An 18,316-nucleotide genomic window follows, 5' to 3' on the forward strand; every position below is an offset into this window, starting at 1 on the left:
GCACAGTCGATGAATGTTGAAGAGCTGTCCAGCGGTTAACGTTTGAGCTTTAATACGCCCCGCTGCTACCAGCAACTGCTTTGACCGTCTTTGCGATAATTAGGAGATCCCCCACCATCGACCAATTCTCCACGTAAGAGAGATCCAGTCGGACAGTTTCTTCCCACGACAGGTCGGAACGGCCACTTACCTGCCATAGTCCAGTAATCCCAGGCTTCACAAGTAACCGTCGTCGTACATCGCCATCGTAGGTTTCGACTTCGCGTCGCAACGGTGGCCTAGGTCCAACCACGCTCATTTCGCGCCGGAGCACATTCAAAAACTGGGGTAGCTCGTCGATGCTGTACTTACGCATGAACTTACCGACCTTCGTCACACGAGGATCCTCACGTATCTTGAATAACACGCCGCCCGAACTCTCGTTCTGAGCAAGCAGGGCATCTACCTGCTTGTCAGCATTCTGGATCATGCTGCGAAACTTGATCATCGGGAAAGGTTTACCGTCTATGCCCATGCGCTCCGATTTATAGAACACCGGACCGCGACTCGTAGCCTTCACCGCAGCAGCTGTCGCCAACAAGATGGGGGATATCAACACAAGAACCAGGACTGCAAAGATGAAGTCGAAGGCCGTCTTACTGAAGCGAGTTGCGCCGTTGTACTGAGGTTTCTCCACATGAATCAACGGGAAGCCGGCGACCGGACGCATGACCAACCGGGGGCCCGCTACGTCGACGACACCAGGCGCGACCACAAGGTCAATGTTTTTCTTCTCAAGATCCCAGACCATTTTGCGGATGCCCTTGGTTCCAAGATGCTCGGTGGCGGTGACGGCGACAGTATCCGCGCCTGAAGCCTGGATGGCCTCGAGGACGTTGTGCTCGTCGCCGAGCACTGGAATTTCGTAGCCGTCCACCACAGCCGAATCACGCTTTGGTTCGAACCCTGGCAGGCACATGCCTACCACGCTGTATCCGGCTGCAGGTGATCGCTCGAACTGCTTGGCCATCGAGACTGCTGCCGCCCGGCTACCTACGATCAGCACCGCGGTCTGATACTTACCTTTGCTGCGCTTGGCGGCGACACCCTTGCGCCACATCCAGCGACTGACTAGAAGGGCCAACAGGCCAACTGGGAACGCGATCGCGAGATATAGACGCGCGATGTCGATTTTGAATAGTAGCGCCAGTATCGCAATGACACCGAAGAGCCGGAAGGTAGCCGAGACGATGCGTCGGTACTCCTCGGCGCCGTTCCCGATCACGCGGGTCGAGCGGGTGCGGAAGATGGCAAGGAACGCGATCCAGAGGCCCGCGAGAGATACGGAGACTCCCGTGTAGCTCAGCATCGCCGTTGTCTGAAGTTCGCCGAACCGGATCAACTGCGCCAGAGCAACGGCAACTAGGACGACAACGCTGTCGGTGACTCGGAGTCTGTCTATGTACTGGTGTTCCCACACGCGGCGAGAAGTCAATCGGCGTACTCGCCACGCCTGCTTGCCCGGCGATACTGCGTGCGAAGTCTGCCTTACTGTTCCCAGCGTTGCCACCGACTTCCCCTCCTAACGGTACTGCGACAGCCTTGGGGAGGACTGTCAACGATTGCCTGCGAACCCCGACGATTCAATTCCACATTGGCATGGACGCACCTACTGCAGCTCTACTGCTCGAGCATTCAAATTTTCGCACGTTGTCCGAAATCCGACTCTCCAAGTGAGTCACATCACAGTTTAATTACGTGACTTAATTGGTTTACCACACCGGCTATGCAGACCGCGAGCATAGCGTGTACAGAAATCTACCCACACTACCTATCGAACGAGCGCGAGCTCCTGTTACACCCACACGCCCAATCGACCCTGATCAGCAATCTTGCAGCGTGACAAGCTTTTTCCTGACTGAAGCTACAGGGGCGCATGCACGCCAGGCCCTTCCAAAGCGAGCGGCCGACCGCGCCCCCCTCGATAAATTTTCGTAACTGGAAACATTGACAATGCGGTTGGATTGCCAGTTTAACGGTCATTCTGAAGGTTTCCATGCAGTCGAAAACAGTCTTGACGCCGATTCATACGATTGAATGACGCCAGTTCTTTTGTCACCTGCTAAATATTGTCGCGTCTGTTAAATCGCTATAAACAATGTCAGCTTTGCTTTACGGACGCCCAAGCCCGCGGTAGGTCCATCCAGCATCGCGCCACTGCACCGGGTCGAGGCAGTTTCGACCGTCGATCAAGGTTTTCGCCCGAACCACGCTGTCGAGGTCCTTCGGCTTCAGTGCCTTGAACTCTTTCCATTCCGTCAACACCAGCACTACATCCGCGCCTTCGCACGCTTCGAGCGCTGAGGTGCTGTAGCCGAGTGTGGGGAACAAGGCGCGTGAGTTGTCCATCGCCTTCGGGTCGTACACGTTGACCGCAGCACCCTGCAGCTGGATCTGACCAGCGACATTGAGGGCCGGCGAGTCGCGTACGTCGTCAGAGTCGGGCTTAAAAGCCGCCCCGAGGACCGCGACCCGCGCGCCCAGCAGGGACCCGCAGGCTTCTCTGGCCAACTCCACCATGCGGGTGCGGCGCCGCATGTTGATGTTGTCGACCTCGCGCAGGAACGTCAACGCCTGGTCGGCGCCCAGCTCACCGGCCCTGGCCATGAATGCGCGGATGTCCTTGGGTAGACATCCGCCACCGAAACCGATGCCGGCGTTGAGGAACTTACGACCGATGCGATCGTCGTGACCGATGGCATCTGCCAGCACTGTCACATCGGCGCCTGCGGCTTCGCAGACCTCGGCGATCGCATTGATAAACGAAATCTTGGTAGCAAGGAAGGCATTGGCCGAGGCCTTGACCAGCTCGGCCGTCGCCAGGTCGGTGACAAGGAAGGGAATCTGCTCTTCGAGCAGCTGCGCGTATACCTCGCGAGCCAATTCCTCAGCACGGCCGGGGCGCGCCTTGTCTACGCCCAGCACCAGGCGGTCCGGATGCAGGGTGTCCTTGACGGCGTAGCCCTCACGGAGGAACTCCGGATTCCACGCCACCTCAACCTCATCGCCCGCCGGCGCGAGCTCCCGGGCTCGTGTCGCGAGCCGGGCAGCGGTTCCGACCGGGACCGTAGACTTGCCGAAGATGACTGCAGGCTTGGTGAGCAGCGGTGCGAGCTGCTCGATGACCGCGTCGACATAGATCATGTCGGCCGCGAATTCACCCTTCTTCTGCGGAGTGCCAACGCCGAGGAAGTGGACTTCGGCGAACTCTGCAGCCTCTTCATAGGAAGAAGTGAACTTCAGACGGCCCGCTGCGATGTTGCGCTGGAGTACCTCTTCGAGCCCAGGCTCATAGAACGGAACCTCACCAGCCTCAAGCTTGGCGAGCTTGGCTGGATCGACGTCGACTCCGAGGACATCATGCCCCAACTCCGCCATACACGCCGCGTGGGTCGCGCCGAGGTAGCCGGTTCCGAACACGGTAATTCGCATGGGGCAGTCTTCCTATTTCAGAGGCCGAATGTGAATCGCGAACAGTGTGAACGCGAAGTCGAGCGCATGACGTCGATGACTAGTCATTGCTCTCGCACATCCTAAGGGTCAGGTGTGACAAAGTGCGCGCCGAAAGGAACACCGAAAATTAGCCGGGCACGACGCAACCGACCCTGCGTGTCGCCGCGAGATCCCCAGCGGGTCAACGGATCAGAATAGATGACCCAACCGGGCATCTCAAAGGTTTCCACTGTCATTCAGTTCAATTAATTCGTTCACTAAATCCCGCTTCAGCATTTTCATGTAATGCAAGTCACTGGCATAACCGCGATCGCTCAGCACTTCAGAAGGCTACTACCAATTCTCAGCAGAGCCGGGCCAAGGGCGATCCGAAGAATCCCAAACCCGATTGATATCACCCTTCGACGCAAGGTCCGCACCATAAGTCAGTAAGTAGCAAGCCACGATAGGCACGGCGCAGAACACCTGTCCCACCCGCACAACAGTCTCTACCAGAGACTTAGACCCTTCTTGAGGCAGGGACGACAGGAATGCAAGCCTGGGCGGTTCGCCATGCAATCTTCTCTAAAAACACACCGGGGCGCTGGAATCACCACAACTACGCGAGCATCTGCCGTTCAGTCGAGGTCGCGGACCCGTCGGGCGGGGATACCGACATAGAGTCCGTTCGGCTCACAGTCCTTGGTGACCAGAGAGCCAGCACCAACGACGCACCCCTCGCCGACCGTCACACCGGGCTGGACGGTTACATTCGCTCCGAGCCAAGCTCCGATACCGATAGTCACAGGCTCGCACGTTCCTGCGCCCGCTCGCTTGCTGGAAGGTCCGATCTGGTGCGAACTTGTGACAATAGACACCTTCATTCCGAATGATACGCCGTCTCCGATCACGACTGGAGCAGATGAGTCGATGAACGCATCGTAATTCAAAAACACGCCTTGGCCGATTTCGACATTGCGCCCGCTAGCGAGGAACGCGCCAGGATAAATACGCGACCGACAAACTTTAATTCCCATGACGCGGTACAGCCTCCACCGCATTCCGGTAGGTATAAGCATCGACGACAGTACGCCGTTGATGATGAACGATCGGATGATGTAGCGGATTTGGTTGGAGGGCGATGCCATGGGATGCATTGTGCCGTACCGCTCGCTCATCTATTGAACGAGGCAGCATTTGCGTAGAATTGACACCGGGTTACGGCGTGCTGCAGGTGCGAATGAACCCGGTGAGCAACGAACACCTAGCTCCGACAGCGGCCGGAAGTACGCAGACTCGCGAGATCACCAGCGGGGCAACGGGACAGAATCGATGACGCAACCGGGTATCTCAAAGGTTTCCACTGTCGTTCAGTTGAATGAATTCGTTTCTAAATTTTAACTTCAGTAATTTTCTGTAATGCATGTCACATGCTCGCGTCTCGTTTCTCGGCTTTTGTACCAGGCTTCGCGATCGGCCCACCGAGGACTCTTCGCAGAGTCTCGCCCAGCCACGCGACACTTACAGCTTCAACCCAGAGGCCCACCGGTGCTGAAAGCAAGTAAATAGCTTGGTTTTCTCAACAAGGCCAGAAAAAGGGAATTCAGCCGAATGCGAGTCCCGGAACAAAAATTCCCCACAAAAACCCGTTTAGCTTCGTTGAAACAAACCTGTGAACCGATCGAATTCCGCGATTATTAAGAAAATGTATGCCTAGTGTGTAAAACGTCTACACACGGATTTACGAGGAAGTCCCTGACGCGCCCAGCGCGTAGTCCGACGCCATTTTTTCTATCTGGCGTTCATCGGACTACACCAGATTCGGCCCATGCGCCGCTGCACGTCAACCCATACGGAACCTCGATGACCAGCGCCTCCACACCAGAGGCAGCAAAGCGTCGCCGCCGTAAAGGCTCATTCAACGTACAAATCCGGCTAGTCGGGGGACGCCGGTGTGCGGTTCAAACATGCCGCCAAAAAAAGGGACTACATATGCCACAGACACGTTCTGCATTGAATTCGAATTTCACCCAACGATATCGATTTTTTGCCATACCATCGGTCGGCATTCTTGCGTTGGGAACCGCTGCGCTATTGATACTGCCCAATGCGACGGCAGGTGCAGCCACCCCACCGGTGGGTCTGGGAACTGCAGACAGCTATGCAGTTCTGGCCGGTACTACGGTCACCAACACCGGCCCATCCAAGGTCTCGGGCGATCTCGGGGTCAGCCCTGGCACAGAGGTGACCGGATTCCCCCCGGGCCTGGTCAACGATGGCGTCATTCACTCCGCAGATGCCCCAGCGCTGCAGGCACAGGCTGATCTGACCACCGCATACAACGACGCGGCAGGACGGACGCCGCCGACATTGGTATCTTCCGATCTCGGTGGGCAAACACTGGCTCCTGGGGTGTACAAAGCGGACTCTGCACTCGGACTGACCGGGACAGTCACTTTGGATGCCCAGTCCGATCCGGCGGCCGTCTTCATCTTCCAAGCAGGTTCGACGTTGATCACCGCACCCAACAGCACCGTAAACCTCATCGGTGGTGCAAACCCGTGCAACGTCTTCTGGCAAGTCGGCAGCTCCGCCACGCTGGGCACGACCACCACGTTCGTCGGCACAGTCATGGCTCTCACCTCGATCACCCTGCAAACAGGCGCCAAAGTCGAGGGCCGAATCCTGGCGCGTAACGGTCAAGTCGCGCTGGATACGAACACGATCACCCGGCCGATGTGCTCCACGCCGCCGACTACAACCACCACGCCGCCCACTACGACGACGGTGCCGCCGATCACGACAACGGAGCCACCGGTCACGACCACCACGACCGCACCGCCAACCACCACCACAACAACGACCGCACCCCCGGCCACCACCACCACGACCGCACCCCCGGTCACGACAACGACCGCACCACCGGTCATCACCATCCCGACAATCCCGGGCGTACCTACGATTCCTGAGGTCCCATGGGTAATCACGATCCCGCCGATCCCCGGGGTTCCGACCGTGCCGGGCGTACCCACAATCCCGGGTGTACCCACAGTGCCAGGCGTACCTACAGTGCCGGGCGTACCTACAGTTCCGGGCGTACCTACAGTTCCCGAGGTTCCGCGCACACCAGGAACACCCAACGCTCCGGAAACACCAGAGGCTCCACAGTCACCTGCCCCTAACGGCGGCCCGAGCACCAATGCACCGGGTGGCCAGATCACCCAGATTCCCAACGGCGGAGTCGAGACCGGTGACGGCAGCACGATCAGCCAAGGCGATACGCGCCACTGGGCACCGATCTGGATCTCGGCCGCGGCCCTCGTCGGTGGAGCCGCACTGATAGTTGCTAGGCGACAGCACCGAAACACCAACGGCAGCTGATGTTCTCGCATCGCTCAGATTTGAGTGATCGTCCTACTGCGTCCCGACGTCGGGGCGCAGTAGGAGGGTTCGCCGTAGCCGTAGCGCTTGCACTGGCTTTGGTCACCGGCTGCAGCGCCCCGGCAGAACCCGATGGAGTCGTCGTCGGGCAGCCATCGTCGTTGGTCGACTCCTCTGGTTCTGCCTTTTCGGTCGCTACGCCACCGGACGCACCTGCACTCCCGCCTGCGGGGGATGCGGACGTCGTCGAGAAAGTTGTCGGCGCCCCGGCTGCGTCGGCGTCGACTCCGATACGGATCGAAATCCCCGCCATCGGCGTCGATTCCGACCTCATCGGACTGGGCTTGAAATCCGACGGCACCATGGAGGTGCCGGCGGAAGGGTTCCCCGGCGGTTGGTACGACGGCTCACCCACGCCGGGCGAGCTGGGGCCGTCGATCATCACTGGGCATGTCGACTGGGCCGGGAGCCCGGGGATCTTCTATCGGCTTCGTGAACTCAGCAGCGGGGACAGGGTCATCGTCAGCCGTGAGGATGACACCGTGCAGACCTTCACAATCTCCGATGTCGAGCAGTATCCCAAGGCCGAGTTTCCGACGGCATCGGTCTACGGCGATATCGACTATCCCGGACTCAGGTTGATCACCTGCGGCGGTGCATTCGACAATGGTGCGGGCAGTTACGACGACAACATCGTCGTCTACGCCGCACTGACCTAGTAGCCCGCCGACTGATTACAGTCAAATCACTGTGCAGGTCGGGCAGATTCATCCGACCTGCACAGTCATTCGAGAGCTCAGTCGCTACCACGCGCGATCCGTGCGAACAATGCCCGCGACAACTTCGATAGCTTCACACAGGGAACGCGCGACCTCCGCGGCCTCGCTCTCCGCACTGATTGTAGGGAATCTAGTCATGGGTGTTCTCCTCTCAGGAAGCTACGAGCATGTCGGGATCAGACGGGTCCGGGACGAGGCCGCCCCGCCGGTGACGATGCAAACGTCGCGGTCGTTGGGGTTCGGGACGAGAGACTCACCACCACCACAACCACACCACCACAGGCCTCTGCTCGGGGCCCGGCTCGCGGGCCGCCTGTCGCCGATTCCTGCGCGGATCCTGGGGCTCATCTAGATTCTCTCGACCGCGACCGTAGATCCGGGTCGCGCGTGGGACCTTGAGGCTCCGTACTTTCCACGGCAGGGTGTCTTCCAGACCCCGCTTGTCGTGGTGCCGTCGACTGCGACGTAGCGAATGGCGTTCCAGTTCGAGATTCACGGGTCGGGCACATTCCGGCTCGGGCGTTCCTCGATGTACAAGGCGGCGAACGGTCCCGGCGTTGACGTGTGCCCTCCAATTGGGCGGCATGAAACATCTCTTATGTTCTCCCATCGTTGCTCCCGGATGGCATAACGTACAACCCCGATGGCACAGTCGTGAGTTCCACCGAGGGCGGTGTGACGACGACGCACACCTAGAACGCGACCTCGCGACGATCAGGATTGCCTTCGCTGCAGCGCTGAACTCAACGCGTGGCTCGAGAGTCTCACGCTCGGCCTTGCTAAGGATGGGCTTGGTACTCCCTGCCGAACCTAGACCTTGGAGGTGGCGTCGTAGAAGGCTGGAGCTTCAACGTAGGGATCAGTGACCTTCATCGGCAGGGAAGCCGCTGACGCGCCGTCGATGAACAAGTCGATTCGGTAGTGACCGGGGCCGAGGAAGACCGCTTTGAACTCCAGGCCCAGAAGAATCGGCATGACACCGTGGGTGTGGTGCGGATGACCGCTGGGGACTGGCAGCCCAACGGTTCCACTGACTCGGTTCCGGTTCACGCGTGGACTGTGGTCGTCGTCCGGCGTGAGCACTGCAGTGATTTCATGCTCCCTCCCGAGGTCTTCTGATCGCCAATGGATGCGCATGAACACACCGAAGGCTAGTTGCGCGGTGGGAAATGGCTCCAACGGCGTGAGCGCATACAGGCCCGCATGGTCCAGAGAGAAGTTTCCCTCCTCGTGGTGCCAGCTCAGTGCGGCGAAAACGAACTCGAGTCGGGGGTCCGTGGCAGGTCCGACGCGCTGGTTGTCCCACTTGACGCGAAACCATTCGGCCGACTGCTCGATTGTGCGGTCGGGTTCGTCCTCGTTGCTGAATAGATCCTTAGCAACCGTGAGCACGAACGCTTCGGCTTCGACGTCGTCGACGTGAGGCAGCCGTTTGCCATTCAGGATGAGGAAAGTCGTCGCGACCAGCCACGCCGTTCGCTTGTTCCCGTCATGGAAGTACTGGGTGCTGCACAAGCCATGCAGGTAAGCAGCAGCTTTCGTCCACACGTCCTGAAACAAGTCCTGTCCGAAACCGGTGGCTCGCGCTCGGTTGATGGCCCCTTCGACACCTTCGCGATCTCGCACTCCAGCGCCTGGCCCGCCATGTTCTAGATTGATCGCGAGTACGGTCTCCAGGTCGAGATAGACCGTCACTTCGCGAGACGGTCGAGCAAGCCGGACCAGCGCGAGGCTTCGCTACGTGCGATGGCCAGGGCGTCGTCGCGGTTGGCGAACCGGTCGGAGTCACGGCCCGGCTCTGCCGGTGGGCAGGTCGGGTCGAGGTCTCGGTGCGTGGTGTTCGCCATGACTCTAGAGTACAAACCTCGTCAACCCGTGGCATCCGAACGGGAACATAACGCGAGGAAAGCTGCTCCCGTAATTCGGGGCATAAATCCAAGAGCGCTCGATCTGGATTGATACCTCAGAAACGATTCAGTGCGTTTACGACGCCGCCGCTGTGACACTCCACCGCCGCACCGTCCGATCCGACACCGAAAGGACTGACCCGTATTAGCTTGATCACGAATGTGGGACTGCCGGACTCAGATTGATCACCTGCGGCGGTGCATTCGACAATGGTGCGGGCAGTTACGACGACAACATCGTCGTCTACGCCGCACTCACCTAGAAGCCCGCCGACTGATTACAGTCGAATCACTGTGCAGGTCGGGCAGATTCCACCCCGACCTGCACAGTCATTCGAGAGCTCAGTTCAGCGCAGGCTCATCGCAAGCATCCCGGCCGCTACGATCCCGCCGCCGGCGAGCCCGATGTAGACGTCGATCATGCGAGGCCTGAGGAAGACGTTACGTCTGCGCACTTTGTACATAAGAAGGCATCATGCCGGTGATCGATCGTCGAACCAAGTCATTCGCCCGAATGTTTCTGACGAGCCGATACCACTGCAGGCCCCGGCCGTGGGCAGACTCTATGACATCAAAATCGGGCAGACGCCTACGACTGGTCTGTATTTGAAGTTTAAACAAACCAAAGGTACATTTACCGGACACCTCGTGGTCCAGGAGACTGTCATGATAGATCTGCATAGCGACGCGCCTGCGGTACAGCGCCAATCCAGTACTCAGCGCCCAGTAGCGGGCTTCTTGATCCACTCTCGGCGCATCGTGCCCTGGCTCGCTGGTGCGCTCGTGTTGGCCGTACTGATTGTGGCAACGGGCTCGGTAGTGGCCTTGTCGCCCGTCGCATGGGTGGCGTTGATCGCCGTGGCACCGTTGACCGTTGTACTCGTTCGCCAGATCCAAGGCGCCTGCGTCGACAACTTCGCCAACCGTCAACCTCCGGTCGCGTCGACCGAATAGATTCGCCAGCGGATCATGCCGCCCGGGCCCACCACGCTCATCTCGCGAGTACTGATGCCCGCCCCGTCGTCCCACAAACTGGGATAGCGAGTGTTGATGGCATCCATGCCTCCGTCCGCCACTGGATCGGAGACCAAGATGTACCGGATGCCACTCGCTGCGGGGTCGTTGAGAACCGCGAAAAAATCGAAGTCGCTGGTGATCACGAATTGGTCCGGTCGGTTCGACGCCAACCAGATTCCCCAACTCTGGAAGCTATCGGAAAGAACCGATCCCTCCGGCAGATTCTGCCGATCGAGCCACTCGGCGATCGCCCTGTCATCCTGGAAGAGTTGAAAGTAGTACTCCTGGTCCATCGGATTCGTCGAAGGCGACACGATCGACCGCAAGCCGAACTGCACACTCTGATTCCCCACCGCAGGGTCCAACATCGACACCCAGGTGACCGGAATGGACGTCACCGCGACAGCGAGCATGGCCACACCGGGCAGATGCCGAGCCCATCCCGACGCACTCCGCGCGCGCTCCGTTACCGGTGACCACCACGTCAGCACCGTGATGACCACCAGCGGAATGACGAAGATGTAGAACCGGAACCACCCGAAGGTGGTACCCGTGATCTGAGCAGCGGCCTGAAAGATGATCACCGCACCGAACAAGGCGGTCGGGACAAACGAATCGAGGCGTCGTTGTCGTTGTGCGACAACAGCTGCCACCGCCAACACCACGACCAGCAACGGCTGCATGCCGAAGATTCGAGCGAGAATCTCGCCACTGGCAAAAGACAGGTCTACCCCGCTTCCGCCCTGGTTCACCGCAGCCACCGATACCTGCGAGGAGTTTCCGTAGGGGGAGGTGATCTGCGAAATCGCTTCTCCGGTCAAGACCCACCCGGCGACTGCCCAGACCACGAACGCGGCCGCCGCGGGCAATCCCACGATCACCCCGTCGTGCAGAGCTGTTCCCAGAGCCCCCTTGTTTCCGGCGGTACCCCGATAACGCAACCAGGTCACCAGAAATACACCCACCACTGCTGCTGCCGCCACGCTGAGCGCGTCGTAACGCACCAGATAGCTCAGACCGATCGCGAAACCCGCCCACGCCAAATCGAGCACGTCGCGAGTACTCATCCACAACAGCAGGCGTCGAACGGCAACGACGACGAAGAAGATGAACGCGGCCTCGCTCAACCCCGTCGCGCCGTACTCGATGATCATGGGATTGAGCGCGAAGGTGGCCACGGCGAGCCACCGCCATACCCGAGGCACGTTCCGGTCCAACGCAATACGACGAACCGCCACCACCGCGAGCGCCATGAACACCGCACTCTGCACCACACCGGCCAAACCCAGCGTCTTCATCTCCGGCCACACCGGAGTCAGCAACAGCAACGGGATCTCGACGACGCTCGGTAGTGGATTCCACACGAACCCGATCGCACCGAGATGCGGGTCCCGGCTGAAAATTGTGTAGCCCGCATTGGCCACTCGAGACGGTCCGTCGCCGTCGATCAGGTTGTATGTCGAAGCCAGCAGGTATCCGACGATGCCGTACAGCACCGCACACGGGAGGAACAGCGCATAGGTCCAGACACGCTCGTACCGTGCAGTTTTCGCAATGATCGGGGTTTCGGGTTCCCGAAGATCCGTCACCGTCACTACTGGGACGCCGCTCGTTTACGACGTCGATCCATCCACAACCCAGCCACCATCACGGCCGCAGCGACGACCAAGGCCAACGCTCCGATCCAGAGCCACGTCACCCACCCGCGCTCCGGCCCTGACACCGCCCCTGCCGGTCCATCGCTCATCACTGTCATCGGCGCAGCCTCACCGCCGAGACCAGCAGCGACGACGTCACCGGACAGATCCGCCCAGCTACCGCCGGCAGTCGCTCGGTCGAGAACCGGCCCGACCAGGGACCACTCTCCCGTCGTCGTAATTGCGACGACGGTCCGATCGCCTTCGGCAAAGACCTGCAACGACCCGATTCCGCCGTCGACATCCATGGTCAGGCCTTGATCGTTCGAGATCTTCACCGCCCCATCTACGACGGCCAACGGCGCCGTTACACCCGCAGCGCCGAGCGAATCCGCATCGGCAACGAGCAGAGCTCCCATGCCGCTACCGACAACCTCATCCATCGGTGCGACCATCGGCCTCATCACCGCATTCGCTGTGGTCTGCATCGACGCCACCACGCGCGTCGCGTAAGACAATCCGAGCACGCCGTTCGCTTCGGGGTCCTGCTCGTCGAACGCGACCTGGAAGGTGGGCATGAGACTGGTGGGAAGGGATTTGAATCCGCCGGTGCCGCCGCTACTTCCGGACACCGTGACCGTCGACTCCGGGTCGATCGAAAACTGGATCGGAGCAGTGAACGGAGTGCACCCGGCAGTCGGGCTGTAGGTCAGGGCCACATTCAGACCCACTGCGCGAGCTATTGCCCCGCCGGCGACGGAGAACGTCGTGTCCACTCGGCCTGATGAATCCAACTCTTGCGAATGCATCACCTGCCCGCCCGCAGAAATAGTGGCAGTGGCGGTGGCGTCGGACACCGGGGTGTAATCGGCCATCAGATGCACGTCCATACTGCCGGGCTGGGTCAACCCGAAGGAACTGGAGTCGAAGCCCGAAAACATTTGCGCCGAGCCGAGAACCGACGTGGATGCGACGGCGCCGAGTTGCTCGAAGGTCAACGTGTCGGTGCCCAGGATTTCATCGGCTTCCAGATTGGTGACCGTCGCGGACCGCACCTGAACAATTCGGTCGAGGCCGGCAGTGAACACCCCGACCTGATCGGCCAGCGACGCACCGGTTCCGCTGAGAACGAGAACGGACCCCGCGCCGGCGTCGGCGATACTGGCCGCCGGCTCGGCAGATTCACGCACCACGACCGAGCGGGTCAACCCACTACCACCGGCAGGGACGGGCGCTGTCCGGCTCAACGGCCGTACCGAAATCTGCACGGGAATGGAGCCGTACCGATGCACCAGGGCTGCAGCCAGAGTCAACACACTCTCTTTCTCGGCAGTCGTCGGTTCCGGGTCCACGAACACCTCCACCGCATCGAGCACCGAGGGAAAGAACTGATCGACGGTTTCCGGGACCTGTTCTGCAGCAGTGAAACTGACCGCAAGGTCGGCCGCTGTCAGCCGTTGCGGCGCACCGCACACCGCACTCGAACGGTCGAGAGGCCTGACGGTCATCCGCAGTGTCGCCATACCGGCAGCTGCATCGACGGCCGCACCCGCGAGATCGATCGAGAACGGAGTCACACGCTGGCCCGATTCGACATCGGGGATGTCCGCGGAACCGAGAAAACGACCGTCGGCCGAGGTGACCTCGAGATATCCCCGTCCGAGTTCGACAGGGGCGCGCAACTGACCGGTCAAGGCGAGCATCGCACTCCCCGCCGGAACGGGCACCTGCACAGCCTGTTCCGCATCGGCCGCGTCGAAGACGATCTCGGATCCCAACCCCAACGCGGGCCAGGTCAAGACCAGCGGCTCGCCCTCCTGATCCTCGATCGACTCGGAGGGCTGGGCTATGGCAGTCGATGGAAATCCTGCCGTCGACAGCGACAGCACCAGTCCTACAACGAGAACCGAGCACGCCGTTCTCACTCGACCACAGATCGCATTCACTTGTTTCCCTCGCCATCGTTCGACAGGCCATGAACAGTTTTTTCCCAGTACGACGCACGGAAGAAGAGTTGAAAAAGTCCCTTGACCGCCGCGAGCCCCTGCATGACCCAGTACGCGGGCACGGTCAGCGCGGCGAGGAGCAGATAAGGTTTCTCGGTTGCCCGCGTGGAGATCAGCCCCAACATCAGTGTCACGACGTTCCCCAGCGTGAAGAGCAGCAGACTGACGTAGTAGATCGCGCCGGGTAGGAGCGTCTCCATGATCGCCGGATGCCCGACATACCAGAACAAGACACTGCACCAGAAGAGCAAGTTGATGACGTTGCTCAACGGCATCCCCAACGTGGTGTTCGCAAACCGCAGCGTCGGCACCAGGCCTATCTCGCGTACCAGTTTTCGGGGCGAACGAAAGTGCACCAGAAAGGTCTGCAAGTAGCCCTTGTACCACCGGGAACGCTGGCGAATCCAATTGACCGGATCACTGTTCGCTTCCTCGAGGGTCACCGAGTCCATCAGCGCCGTCCGGTAACCGTGGCGTGCCAGGCGAACTCCCAAGTCGGCATCCTCGGTGACATTGAACGAGTCCCAACCACCCAGCTCTCGCCACACACTGCTCCGGAAGTGATTCGACGTGCCGCCGAGAGGAATGACGCATCCGCGTCGAGCAAGCGCGGGAAGCATGTAGGTGAACCACTGGTCGTACTCCATGGCGAACCACTTGGTCAGGATGTTCTGCTTCTCGTTGAAGTAACCGAGACGAGCCTGAATGCAGGCCACTTCGGGTGGCGACTCGGCGAACATGACTGCAGCTCTGCGTAATTGCAGGGGATCAGGGATGTCCTCGGCGTCGTAGATCGTGGCGTACTCGCTGCGTTCGAACTCGAGCGACATCCCGTAGTTGCAGGCTTTCGGTTTCGTTCTGGGCTCGCTCGGTGGCACCAGTACCGGAGTGACACCGCCTACCCGCCCTTCCTCGAACGCCTCGATGGTGGCGGAGTCGTCTGCTTCGAGTAGCAGCAGAATGTCCAACTTGTCGGGCGGGTAGTTCAACCGACCGACACCGTCCATCAGCGTCCGCACGATCTCGGGTTCGTCGAATACCGGAAGCAGGACCGTGTAGTGAGGTAACTCGTCATCGGGGACAGCCAGCGCCCGCTCGTCGGACACACGCACGGCAACGCTCTTGGTCATGCCGAGATGCAGCAGGTACGTCTTGTCGATGGTGGATGCCAGGTAATACAGGTTGACGACCACGACGATTGCGGTCAGTGTCTTGTCGGTGGCCAACACCAGTGACGTCGACAGCACCAACGCACACGCGAGCAGTCCGATCACCTGGCCACGTGTGAAGGTCACTGCCGCGGACCAACGGGCAGGCAACGCTTGGGTGTAATCAGTCATCGAAGGATCCGCTCGCCAGGATCGATTCGAGCGTCTCCACCAGGGTGTCCATGTACTTCTCCTGGCCCGAATCCCACTCCGCGCTGCCCTGCTGACGAGCCAACCAGTCGATCGGTCCCAGAACGGTTCCCTCGAACGTGGGCATCTTCGGGCGAGGAACGTTGCGAGGTTCATCCGCGCGCTTGGACATCATGAGATACACGCGCTGGAACACCTTGCTGTCGTCGGCGGACTGTGTCTTCCACGTCCACCCCAGCGCTGCCCACAGTGGTTCATTCGGAGTGCTGACCTCGTCGGTGCCGTTCTGCGAACCCACCACTACGACACCATGATCCAACTCCGCGAACTTCTCCTTCACACGGGCCGGCGGGTTCGATGCGTACCAGATCGACCCCCGGAAGCTGGAGAGAACACCCGCTGATCGGGCGGTGAACACGTCGAGGAACATCACTCGCTCAGGATCTCCGGCGACGTCCAACTCGTACCGGACTACCGATCCGCCGGGACCCAGAATTGCCGGTCCCCAATCGAACCGTTCCTGCTCACTCAGGTTGAAACTGTTCGATTCGGCAAGGCTGTCGAGCCAATCGGTCGGGGCGGTCGCCATGCTCGATTCGCGCACGCGCGAAGCAGGGTCCGGAAGAACCGCCAGCGCGAGCAAGGCCACCAGAGCCAGCACGAACACCGAAATCAACGACCGCTGTGGCATATCCAAATACGCCCCGGACGAATGAACTCCAGGACGAAAGAACGCGTACGCCGCCGCACAGCATGACGTCACGATGGACGGAACCACCAGACCCGCGGTACTAGACAGCGGCGTCAAGGCCACCGCGCCGAGAACGGTGCACACTGCCACAGCGAAGGACAACCCCCAGCGCACCGGCCGGCGCACCATCGCAAGCCACACGGCAAGAGTATTGAGACCGGCGACGACGAGACTGAACACCAGCGGTGTACCGCCGAAGTACGCGGAGGCGAGCACTACCGTTCCCGGGAAACAGAACGCCGTGAACAGAAGAACGCGCCATCCGCGAAACGCCCGTCTGATGCCGAAATTGAGAATGCATCCGCAGAAAACCACCGCGAAAATTGGTACCAGCTCGATATGCCACAGCGTCGCACTCGCCAATAGTCGCGGAATCGCCATGTACGTGCAGCCGATAGCAACCACGCAGATCACCAGCGCTGCGATCCAGTCCAATTCTTTGTCGTCGATGACCCGTCCCTGGGTAACCTGACCGACCCCATACCCGATCATGAGCACCCACATCGGCAACAGAACCAGATAGAGCGTGGGTGCACCGTCGATCGCTGCAAAAAAGTTAGCGGAAATCACCGGCGCGAATGCGACAGTGGTCGTCCCTGCAGTGAGGAGAAAGCGACCGGTAAGGGTGAATTGCCTAGGAGCACGGACACTCCGGGAGATCCGCGTACGCAGATTCTCTTTGTCGGGTGCCTGCACGTGAGATGCTTGCTCTGTCGTCATCGACGGATCCGACTAGCCGCGACCGACATCGCGCCCTCCCCTTGGCATTTGCCATCATGCCCGATCACCGCCAGGGTGGCGCACCGGATAATTACTGCATAGGCAGTAAAGCAAGTAAACAGAATAAATACATCGCGGTAATCGACATAGTGAGGTAAATCACCCGCATTGATAAACGGGCATTTGGCCCGAACAGAGGATCACATTCGATACTCTAGGCGATTTCGTTGCAAGGGAACGTGTGCGGAGCATTCTTGTAATCACGATCGCTTGAATGTCACATTGAAGCCATTCATTCGTATGAATGAACCATTCAAGCGTGGATCACTGGGCAGACGCGAGAAGAACCATAAAGCCGGTCCCCTACGTGGCGATACTCCAGACTCCGCTGCTCCATCATCCGAATGCTCGCGCCCAACAGCAACACCAGCATCAGCCGCCACCGCGCGTCGTCGATAGCTTCGCGCCTGAGCCGGACCGATCCGGTACCGAGTTCGCACACTCATTGCGCAACAAGGCCTTAACACGGAGGACCCGTTCCTTAACACTTGATACCCGATCATAAGAACATGCCTGCAAATTCAACTACTTCGCACCGAGCTCGTCCGTGAACCCGGTGCCGGCCGACCCGTATCCGTGGCCTTTCGACGGTGAGTTGAACCCGGCGCACACCGCGCTGATCAACATCGACTGGCAGGTCGACTTCTGCGGTGTGGGGGGTTACGTAGACGCAATGGGGTACGACCTGGCGCTCACCCGAGCAGGTCTTGCTCCCACCCAGCGCGTCATCGCCACCGCCCGCCGGTTGGGAATGACGGTCATCCACACCCGCGAAGGACACCGGCCCGACCTGTCCGACCTGCCCGCGAACAAGCTGTGGCGCTCTGCGAGAGCCGGCGCCGAGATCGGCAGCCTCGGACCGTGCGGTCGTATTCTCACTCGCGGTGAGCCGGGTTGGGAGATCGTCGACGAGGTCGCGCCCATCGAAGGCGAGGTCATCATCGACAAGCCAGGAAAGGGCGCGTTCTACGCCACCGACCTAGACCTGGTGCTTCGCAGAACAGGCATCACGCACCTGATTCTCACTGGCATCACCACCGACGTCTGCGTCAGTACCACGATGCGCGAGGCCAACGACCGCGGTTACGAGTGCCTCGTATTGTCGGACTGCACTGGAGCCACTGATCCCGAAAACCACACTGCTGCACTACGAATGGTGACAATGCAGGGCGGTGTCTTCGGCGCCGTCGCCACCTCGGACGCGGTGCTTGCCGCGCTCACCTGACCCG

At 60.2% G+C, this 18,316-nt stretch carries 13 protein-coding genes; 4 read left to right on the forward strand and 9 right to left on the reverse strand.

Annotated features, from left to right (window positions below; translation table 11 throughout):
* Positions 1-49: 49 nt before the first annotated feature.
* The 3 genes from ABIB36_RS02995 to ABIB36_RS03005 form a co-directional block, all read right to left on the reverse strand.
* Positions 50-1,474, reverse strand: coding sequence for a sugar transferase (locus tag ABIB36_RS02995; protein WP_354559298.1), 1,425 nt, complete (start codon positions 1,472-1,474; stop codon positions 50-52).
* Between the two features lie 677 nt (positions 1,475-2,151).
* Complete coding sequence (locus ABIB36_RS03000) at positions 2,152-3,471, reverse strand: UDP-glucose dehydrogenase family protein (RefSeq protein ID WP_354559089.1); 1,320 nt, start codon at positions 3,469-3,471, stop codon at positions 2,152-2,154.
* A 638-nt stretch (positions 3,472-4,109) separates the two neighbouring features.
* Positions 4,110-4,619, reverse strand: coding sequence for an acyltransferase (locus ABIB36_RS03005; RefSeq protein WP_354559090.1), 510 nt, complete (start codon positions 4,617-4,619; stop codon positions 4,110-4,112).
* 844 nt (positions 4,620-5,463) lie between these two features.
* Between ABIB36_RS03005 and ABIB36_RS03010 the strand changes: the two genes are divergently transcribed.
* Both ABIB36_RS03010 and ABIB36_RS03015 read left to right on the forward strand, forming a co-directional pair.
* Positions 5,464-6,852, forward strand: a complete 1,389-nt coding sequence (locus ABIB36_RS03010; RefSeq protein WP_354559091.1) for an ice-binding family protein — start codon at positions 5,464-5,466, stop codon at positions 6,850-6,852.
* Between the two features lie 20 nt (positions 6,853-6,872).
* Positions 6,873-7,571 carry a class F sortase gene (locus ABIB36_RS03015; RefSeq protein WP_354559092.1) on the forward strand — a complete coding sequence of 233 codons (699 nt, stop codon included), beginning with the start codon at positions 6,873-6,875 and terminating at the stop codon, positions 7,569-7,571.
* Between the two features lie 870 nt (positions 7,572-8,441).
* Here ABIB36_RS03015 and ABIB36_RS03020 read toward each other — a convergent pair.
* Positions 8,442-9,326 carry a type II toxin-antitoxin system death-on-curing family toxin gene (locus ABIB36_RS03020; protein WP_354559093.1) on the reverse strand — a complete coding sequence of 295 codons (885 nt, stop codon included), beginning with the start codon at positions 9,324-9,326 and terminating at the stop codon, positions 8,442-8,444.
* Positions 9,323-9,478: a hypothetical protein gene (locus tag ABIB36_RS03025; RefSeq protein WP_354559094.1), complete on the reverse strand. Its 156-nt coding sequence runs from the start codon at positions 9,476-9,478 to the stop codon at positions 9,323-9,325. Before ABIB36_RS03025 ends, ABIB36_RS03020 begins: the two co-directional genes overlap by 4 nt.
* Positions 9,479-10,204: 726 nt before the next feature.
* On the opposite strand from ABIB36_RS03025, the gene ABIB36_RS03030 reads away from it, so the two are divergent.
* Positions 10,205-10,492 (forward strand): hypothetical protein, encoded by a 288-nt coding sequence (locus tag ABIB36_RS03030; protein ID WP_354559095.1) that lies wholly within the window; start codon positions 10,205-10,207, stop codon positions 10,490-10,492.
* On the opposite strand, the gene ABIB36_RS03035 is transcribed toward ABIB36_RS03030, so the two are convergent.
* From ABIB36_RS03035 to ABIB36_RS03050, 4 genes are read right to left on the reverse strand one after another with little or no spacing between them, the layout of a single operon-like run.
* On the reverse strand, positions 10,465-12,144 hold the full coding sequence (locus ABIB36_RS03035) for a glycosyltransferase family protein (protein ID WP_354559096.1): 1,680 nt from the start codon (positions 12,142-12,144) through the stop codon (positions 10,465-10,467). The genes ABIB36_RS03030 and ABIB36_RS03035 overlap by 28 nt on opposite strands.
* 5 nt (positions 12,145-12,149) lie before the next feature.
* Entirely contained in the window at positions 12,150-14,138 is a 1,989-nt protein-coding gene (locus ABIB36_RS03040; protein WP_354559097.1) for a hypothetical protein, read from the reverse strand.
* Positions 14,135-15,538 (reverse strand): glycosyltransferase family 2 protein, encoded by a 1,404-nt coding sequence (locus ABIB36_RS03045; RefSeq protein WP_354559098.1) that lies wholly within the window; start codon positions 15,536-15,538, stop codon positions 14,135-14,137. Before ABIB36_RS03045 ends, ABIB36_RS03040 begins: the two co-directional genes overlap by 4 nt.
* Entirely contained in the window at positions 15,531-17,027 is a 1,497-nt protein-coding gene (locus tag ABIB36_RS03050) for a hypothetical protein (RefSeq protein WP_354559099.1), read from the reverse strand. The genes ABIB36_RS03045 and ABIB36_RS03050 overlap by 8 nt, the downstream gene beginning before the upstream one ends.
* Before the next feature lie 607 nt (positions 17,028-17,634).
* Here ABIB36_RS03050 and biuH point away from each other — a divergent pair.
* Positions 17,635-18,312 (forward strand): biuret amidohydrolase, encoded by a 678-nt coding sequence (biuH, locus tag ABIB36_RS03055; protein WP_354559100.1) that lies wholly within the window; start codon positions 17,635-17,637, stop codon positions 18,310-18,312.
* Positions 18,313-18,316: the final 4 nt, after the last annotated feature.

Source organism: Rhodococcus sp. UYP9, from assembly GCF_040547235.1.
Lineage (GTDB): Bacteria > Actinomycetota > Actinomycetes > Mycobacteriales > Mycobacteriaceae > Rhodococcoides.

Coding starts and splice junctions, on each gene's coding strand:
- ABIB36_RS03025 (WP_354559094.1), bottom strand. CDS start 9,478: ATGGCGAACACCACGCACCGAGACCTCGACCCGACCTGCCCACCGGCA.
- ABIB36_RS03005 (WP_354559090.1), bottom strand. CDS start 4,619: ATGGCATCGCCCTCCAACCAAATCCGCTACATCATCCGATCGTTCATC.
- ABIB36_RS03010 (WP_354559091.1), top strand. CDS start 5,464: ATGCCACAGACACGTTCTGCATTGAATTCGAATTTCACCCAACGATAT.
- ABIB36_RS03000 (WP_354559089.1), bottom strand. CDS start 3,471: ATGCGAATTACCGTGTTCGGAACCGGCTACCTCGGCGCGACCCACGCG.
- ABIB36_RS03030 (WP_354559095.1), top strand. CDS start 10,205: ATGATAGATCTGCATAGCGACGCGCCTGCGGTACAGCGCCAATCCAGT.
- ABIB36_RS03045 (WP_354559098.1), bottom strand. CDS start 15,538: ATGACTGATTACACCCAAGCGTTGCCTGCCCGTTGGTCCGCGGCAGTG.
- ABIB36_RS03050 (WP_354559099.1), bottom strand. CDS start 17,027: ATGACGACAGAGCAAGCATCTCACGTGCAGGCACCCGACAAAGAGAAT.